This is a genomic window from Stenotrophomonas maltophilia group sp. Smal17 (genome assembly GCF_030237045.1).
Classification (GTDB): Bacteria; Pseudomonadota; Gammaproteobacteria; order Xanthomonadales; family Xanthomonadaceae; genus Stenotrophomonas; species Stenotrophomonas forensis.
Map to the genome: position 1 here is coordinate 6,625 of NZ_JASJSU010000117.1, position 6,030 is coordinate 12,654.

Genomic DNA, 6,030 nt, shown 5'->3' on the forward strand with positions numbered 1-6,030 from the left:
TTTTCCGTCGCCAGTCGAGCAAGCTCGACGCTACTCAGAACAACGAGCCCTGCGGCGAATCCTTCTTCGGCGGCAATGGCTTCAGGAACCGGCTGCAATCCAGCTTCGGCCAGTGGCTGTTCTGCGCATTGAAGCCCAGCCGCTTGCGCGCCAGCTTGAAGCGGTTGTTCAACAGGTCCGCATACACGCCCTGACCGCGCATGCGGGTGCCGAACTGGCTGTCGTAGTCCTTGCCACCGCGCAGCTGCTGGATGGTGCTCATCACATGCGCGGCGCGATCCGGATGATGGGTATCCAGCCAGTCGCGGAACAGCGGTGCCACTTCCAGCGGCAGGCGCAGCAGCACGTAACCCGCAGTACTGGCGCCAGCGTCATGCGCGGCCTCCAGCACGGCTTCCAGTTCGCTGTCGTTGATCCATGGAATCACCGGCGCCACCATCACCCCGACCGGAATGCCGGCCTCATGCAGGCGCTTCATCGCGCGCAGCCGTGCATGCGGTGCCGATGCGCGCGGTTCCAGCTTCGCCGAGAGATGCGGGTCCAGCGAGGTCACCGAGAAATGCACGCTGACCAGGTTTTCCGCGGCCAGCGGCGCGAGCAGATCGATATCGCGCTCGACCAGCGCGTTCTTGGTGATCAACGAGAACGGATGCCTGGTTTCCAGCATCACTTCGATCAGCTGGCGGGTCAGCTTGAACTTGCGCTCGATCGGTTGGTACGCATCGGTGTTGATGCCCAGCGCGATCGGCTGCGGCACGTAACCCGGCTTCGACAGCTCCTTGCGCAGCAGCTGCGGCGCATTGGTCTTGGCGAACAGCTTGGTCTCGAAATCCAGGCCCGGCGACAGGTTCAGATAGGCATGCGAGGGGCGCGCAAAGCAGTACGAGCAGCCATGCTCGCAGCCGCGATACGGATTCACCGACTGGCTGAAGCCGACATCCGGCGAGTTGTTTCGGGTGATGATGCTGCGTGCGGTTTCGGCGCGCACCTCGGTGCGCAGGCGTGGGGCGAGGAACTCTTCGCTCTCATCGACCGCCCAGCCATCATCCACCGCCTCGCTGACGGTGCTTTCAAAGCGCCCGGCAAGGTGGGACGTGGAACCTCGGCCCTTGATCGCAATACCCATGGACGCAGGGTACGCCGCGACCGTCTCAACGGCTGCGACGGCCGCCTGAAGGGTTCAGCCCCCTTGTAGAGTCGAGCCATGCTCGACTCCATTTCCCATCCGTCCCGGGGCAGTCGAGCATGGCTCGACTCTGCTGGGTAAGGGTCAGAGCAGCGCCAGGTACCCGCGCACGGTGGCATCCAGGCCGTCATACAGCGCTTCGCCGATCAGCGCGTGGCCGATCGACACCTCCAGCACATCCGGCACGTGGGCCAGGAAGTCGCGCAGGTTGTCCTGCGACAGATCGTGGCCAGCGTTGACGCCCAGGCCGACGGCCTGCGCTCGACGCGCGGCAGTGGCGAACAGCGCCAGCATCGCCTCGGCGTCGCCGGCGGCGTGTGCCTCGGCGTAGGGGCCGGTGTACAGCTCGATGCGGTCTGCGCCGACTTCAGCTGCCTGCTCCAGCAGTGGGTTGCCGGCGTCGACGAACAGGCTGACCCGGCAACCCATTGCTTTCAGTTCGGCGACCAGCGGGCGCAGGCGCTCGCCGTCCCGCTCGAAGTCGAAGCCATGGTCGGAGGTGATCTGGCCGTCGCCGTCCGGCACCAGGGTGGCCTGTGCCGGGCGGGTCTGCTCGCACAGCGGCAGCAACCCCGGGTAACCCTCGCGTGGCGGAGCGAACGGGTTGCCTTCGATGTTGAACTCCACGCCACGGGCGCGGGTCAGCGTGGACAGGGCCAGCACGTCCTCGGCGGTGATATGGCGGCGGTCCGGCCGCGGATGCACGGTGATGCCATGCGCACCGGCATCCAGGCAGGCCTGGGCGGCACGCACCACGTCTGGTTCGGCACCGCCACGCGAATTGCGCAGGACGGCGATCTTGTTGACGTTGACGCTGAGCTGGGTCATGGAACGGAACTACTTGGAAAGAGGGGACGGATCGTGGTCGTTGCCGTCGTCGTTGCGGCGGGCCTGGGCCTGTTCGCGCAGGCGGCGCAGTTCTTCGGCATCGACCAGGGTGGCAGGGTCGCGCTGCAGGTCGCCAAAGCGGGCCACGTAGCGGCCGCGTACCCAGGCCAGCAGGAAGGCAAGGGCAGCCAGCAGGCACAGGGTCATCAGCCCGGCGCTGGGGGTCTTCAGCGCAAAGGCGAAACAGCCCAGCGCCAGCAGCAGGTACAACCAGTACATAGTCGGGCTCCCCGGATGATCGGCGCAGTGTAGCGCTGCGTCAGAGCAGCGGCGAGGCCAGCCGCGCGAACGCCTCGGGCAGGCGGTGCAGCCACAGCGAGCGGCCGGCCTGGTCACGCACGCGGGTGGCACGATCGAATTCGCCCTGCAGCAGCTCGGCCAGGGCGGCGACGCGGTCACGGTCGCTGATCATCATCGACAGCTCGAAGTTCAGCCGGAAGCTGCGGTGGTCGAAGTTGGCGCTGCCGACGATGCAGACATCGTCATCGGCGATGAAGGCCTTGGTGTGCAGCATGCGCGGGCCGTACTCGTAGATCTTCACGCCGGCATGCAGCAGCTCGTCGAAGTAGGAGCGCGCGGCCTGGGTGACGAACCAGGAGTCACTCATCTTCGGCACCAGCAGGCGTACGTCCAGGCCGCCCAGCGCCGCCGAGGTCAGCGCCATGCGGGCGGCCTCGCCGGGTACGAAGTAGGGCGTGACCAGCCAGACGCGTTCGTGCGCCTCCTGGATAGCGGCCACATGCAGGCGGTGGATCGTTTCCCATCCCGAGTCGGGCCCGGACACCAGCACCTGGGCGTTGATGGGGCCGTCCGCGCGCAGCGGCATTTCGGCCGGCCACAGGCGCGCGATATCGAAGCGCGAATGGTCCTGGCCACTGGCGTAAAGCCAGTCCTCGGCGAACACCAGCTGCAGGCTGCGCACCACGTGGCCGCGGATGCGCATGTGCAGGTCACGGTAGGCGTCGGCCCTGCGGCTCTCGTCTTCGTCGTCGGTGATGTTGATGCCGCCGGTGAAGGCCAGGCGGCCGTCCACGATCACCAGCTTGCGATGGGTACGCAGGTTCAACCAGGGCCGCTTGAACGGCTTCAGCAGTTGCCGCGGATGGAACCAGATCGCTTCGCCGCCTGCATCCAGCAGCGGCTGCAGGAAGCGGCGGGGCAGGGCGGAAGAACCCACGGCATCCAGCAGCAGGCGTACCTGCACGCCGGCACGGGCACGTTCGACCAGAGCATCGCGCAGCGCAGTGCCTGCGTGGTCCGGATTGAAGATGTAGTACTCCAGGTGCACGTGGTCGCGCGCCTGTGCGACCGCTTCCAGCAGCGCCGCGTAGGTGGCAGCACCATCCACCAGCCAGGTCACTTCGGTGGCGCTGCTCGGTGCCAGCCCGGTGGTGGCCTGGGCGATCTTGGCCAGCTCGGTGCAGTCGGCATCGGGTGGGCAGACGTCGCTGTAGTGCTCCATGCCCGAACGCGCACGGCCACGGCGCAGGCGCTGCCGCTTCACCTTCTGCGGGCCGAGCAGGTAGTAGATGAAGAGGCCCAGGTACGGCAGCAACGCCAGCGACAGGATCCAGCTCAGCGTCGCGACGGGCTCGCGCTTCTGCAGCATGATCCAGCCCGCCAGGGCGAACAGGTACAGCAGATAAGCCACCGCCAGGATGGTGCCGAGGTGGGCGATGCCGTCGAGCCAGTGGCGCAGGGAGTCGAAGAGGGCGAGCATCCGCCGATCATAGCGGCCCGGGCGGCCAGGGATAAAAAAAGACGCCCCTGTTTCCAGGGGCGTCTGCAGTCGCGTCATGACTGTTGTGTTGCGGTGTAGCGATTACTGCTGCACGAAGCCGATCTTCTTCATCTGAGCATTCTTCGCGGCGGCCAGGACCTTGGCCATCACGTCGTACTCGGAATCCGGGCTGGCGTCGATGCGCAGTTCCGGCTGGTTGGTCGGGTCACGCTGGACCTCCTGCTCCATCCGCTGCTGCAGCTCGCTCGCATTGATCGGGCTGTTGTTCCACGAGACCTGGTTGCTGGCGTCGATCTTCAGTTCGATCGGCGGCGGCGGTTCGACTAGCTGCGGCGGTGGGTTGAGCACGCGCTGCGGCAGGTCCACGGCGATCGGGTACGTCATGATCGGCGCGGTCACGATGAAGATGATCAGCAGAACCAGCATCACGTCCACGAGGGGCGTGACGTTGATGTCTGCCATGGGGCCCTTGCCACCACCACTACTGAATGCCATGGCTTATTGCCCCTTTTCTTTGGTCGCGACGAAGCCGACGTCCAGCATGCCCTGCTCCTGCGCGACCTTGGTCAGGTCGTTGATGACGCGCATCTTGGTGGTGCGGTCACCACGCAGGTTCAGCGGCGGCTGCGGGGTCTGCTGGGCGGCGGTCGCCAAGCGCGACTCGAGAGTCTGCTTGTTGATTTCTTCGTCGTTCCAGTAGATCGAGCCGTCTTCCTTGACTGCCAGGGTGATCGGGCCGGCGCGCTTTTCAGCGTCTTCCGGCTTCTGGATCAGGTTGGCTTCCGGCAGATCCACCTTGACCTTGTGGGACATCAGGGGCGCCGTGATGATGAAGATGATCAGCAGCACCAGCATCACGTCCACGAGGGGCGTAACGTTGATGTCGGCCATGGGGCCGCCGCTGTTACCACTACTGAAAGCCATAACGGGCTCCGTCTAGATCGTGTTGACTACGTTCTCGCTGGGTACAGCGCGTCGCAATTAGCGGACGCGCGAACCGGTGGCGAAGAAGTCGTGCAGGTCGTGCGCGAAGGTATCGAACTTGCTGATGGTCGCGCTGTTGACCTTGCTGAAGAAGTTGAAGGCGAACACGGCCGGGATTGCGACGAACAGACCGATCGCGGTCATGATCAGCGCTTCACCCACCGGGCCGGCAACGGCGTCGATCGAAGCGGAGCCGGTGGCACCGATCTTGATCAGCGCGCCGTAGATGCCCCACACGGTACCCAGCAGACCGACGAACGGAGCGGTCGCACCGACGGTCGCCAGCAGGGTCATGCCCGACTGCAGCTTGTTGCTTTCGCGGGTGACGGCCTGGCGCAGGGCGCGGTCGACGAACTCCGAACGGCTCAGGTTCTCACCGACGCCGCCGGTAGCACCGCCTTCAGCGCGCTGGTGGTGGGCAGCTGCCTGGGCAGCGTCCAGGGCGATCTTCGAGAACGGCTCGGATGCCGGCTGTTCTTCCATCGCACGGATGGCGTCCTGTGCGTTCGGGGTGTCCCAGAACAGGCTGACGACGCGATCAGCGGCGCTCTTCAGACGGACCGAACGGAAGATGTTGATGACGGTCCAGTACCAGGACATGGCCGACATCACGATCAGGGTCAGCAGCACGACCCAGGAAACCGCGAAATCACCCGGCTTGGTGGTCATTTCGTGGATCAGGTGCTCGAAGCCCATCTGCGACAGGGCGTTGGACGGATTGCCCCCGGCAGCAGCGGCGATGAAAAGTTCCTGCAGCATGACGCTTACCTTTGTTGTGTGTGGTGATAAAGGGTGTAGCTAAGCTAAACAATCGAACCGTGGGCGGGGGGTGGCCAGGCGGCCACCCGGCCCATCAGTTCAGCGCAAAGTTGACCGGGACGCGAACGCGACCTGCCGCCTTCTTACCGCCAGATTCAGCGGCGTTGAAGCGCCACTTGCGAGCTGCTTCCATCGCAGCACGGTCCAGGTCGCGGTTACGGCTGGACTTTTCCACCGTGACATTGGTGACGTTGCCGCTGGCATCGACATCAATGATCAGGATCACTTCGCCCTGGATACCGGCGCGGAAGGCTGCCGGCGGGTAGCGCGGCGGATTCATGGCCTTCGACGAGATGTCCACGCTGGCCTCGATCGTGCTCGGCGGTGACGGCGGCGACGGCGGCGACGGCGGGGTGACGATGTCGTTCGGGCGCGGTTCCGGCACGTCCACGACCGGCGCCTGCGGCGGCGG

The 6,030-nt window shown here is 65.5% G+C and carries 8 protein-coding genes; all 8 read right to left on the bottom strand.

The window, feature by feature from the left end:
* Window positions 1–34: 34 nt before the first annotated feature.
* Window positions 35–1,126, bottom strand: a complete 1,092-nt coding sequence (locus QRO93_RS19655; protein ID WP_180878544.1) for a PA0069 family radical SAM protein — start codon at window positions 1,124–1,126, stop codon at window positions 35–37.
* 144 nt (window positions 1,127–1,270) lie between these two features.
* Window positions 1,271–2,014, bottom strand: coding sequence for a pyridoxine 5'-phosphate synthase (locus QRO93_RS19660; protein WP_049429177.1), 744 nt, complete (start codon window positions 2,012–2,014; stop codon window positions 1,271–1,273).
* Between the two features lie 9 nt (window positions 2,015–2,023).
* A complete protein-coding gene (locus QRO93_RS19665) occupies window positions 2,024–2,293 on the bottom strand; it encodes a hypothetical protein (RefSeq protein ID WP_180878543.1) in 270 nt (89 codons plus the stop codon).
* 40 nt (window positions 2,294–2,333) lie between these two features.
* On the bottom strand, window positions 2,334–3,794 hold the full coding sequence (gene cls / locus QRO93_RS19670) for a cardiolipin synthase (RefSeq protein WP_053448360.1): 1,461 nt from the start codon (window positions 3,792–3,794) through the stop codon (window positions 2,334–2,336).
* Between the two features lie 102 nt (window positions 3,795–3,896).
* A complete protein-coding gene (locus QRO93_RS19675) occupies window positions 3,897–4,310 on the bottom strand; it encodes a biopolymer transporter ExbD (protein ID WP_004132666.1) in 414 nt (137 codons plus the stop codon).
* 3 nt (window positions 4,311–4,313) lie between these two features.
* Complete coding sequence (locus QRO93_RS19680; protein WP_040006786.1) at window positions 4,314–4,739, bottom strand: biopolymer transporter ExbD; 426 nt, start codon at window positions 4,737–4,739, stop codon at window positions 4,314–4,316.
* 57 nt (window positions 4,740–4,796) lie between these two features.
* A complete protein-coding gene (gene exbB, locus QRO93_RS19685) occupies window positions 4,797–5,558 on the bottom strand; it encodes a TonB-system energizer ExbB (RefSeq protein WP_008265438.1) in 762 nt (253 codons plus the stop codon).
* 94 nt (window positions 5,559–5,652) lie between these two features.
* A partial coding sequence (locus QRO93_RS19690; protein ID WP_285304331.1) for an energy transducer TonB occupies window positions 5,653–6,030 on the bottom strand: 378 nt, incomplete at its 5' end.

What these genes read in the sequence shown, in the direction of transcription:
- QRO93_RS19655 (WP_180878544.1), bottom strand. Translation starts at nt 1,126, where the DNA reads ATGGGTATTGCGATCAAGGGCCGAGGTTCCACGTCCCACCTTGCCGGG.
- QRO93_RS19660 (WP_049429177.1), bottom strand. Translation starts at nt 2,014, where the DNA reads ATGACCCAGCTCAGCGTCAACGTCAACAAGATCGCCGTCCTGCGCAAT.
- QRO93_RS19665 (WP_180878543.1), bottom strand. Translation starts at nt 2,293, where the DNA reads ATGTACTGGTTGTACCTGCTGCTGGCGCTGGGCTGTTTCGCCTTTGCG.
- cls (WP_053448360.1), bottom strand. Translation starts at nt 3,794, where the DNA reads ATGCTCGCCCTCTTCGACTCCCTGCGCCACTGGCTCGACGGCATCGCC.
- QRO93_RS19675 (WP_004132666.1), bottom strand. Translation starts at nt 4,310, where the DNA reads ATGGCATTCAGTAGTGGTGGTGGCAAGGGCCCCATGGCAGACATCAAC.
- QRO93_RS19680 (WP_040006786.1), bottom strand. Translation starts at nt 4,739, where the DNA reads ATGGCTTTCAGTAGTGGTAACAGCGGCGGCCCCATGGCCGACATCAAC.
- exbB (WP_008265438.1), bottom strand. Translation starts at nt 5,558, where the DNA reads ATGCTGCAGGAACTTTTCATCGCCGCTGCTGCCGGGGGCAATCCGTCC.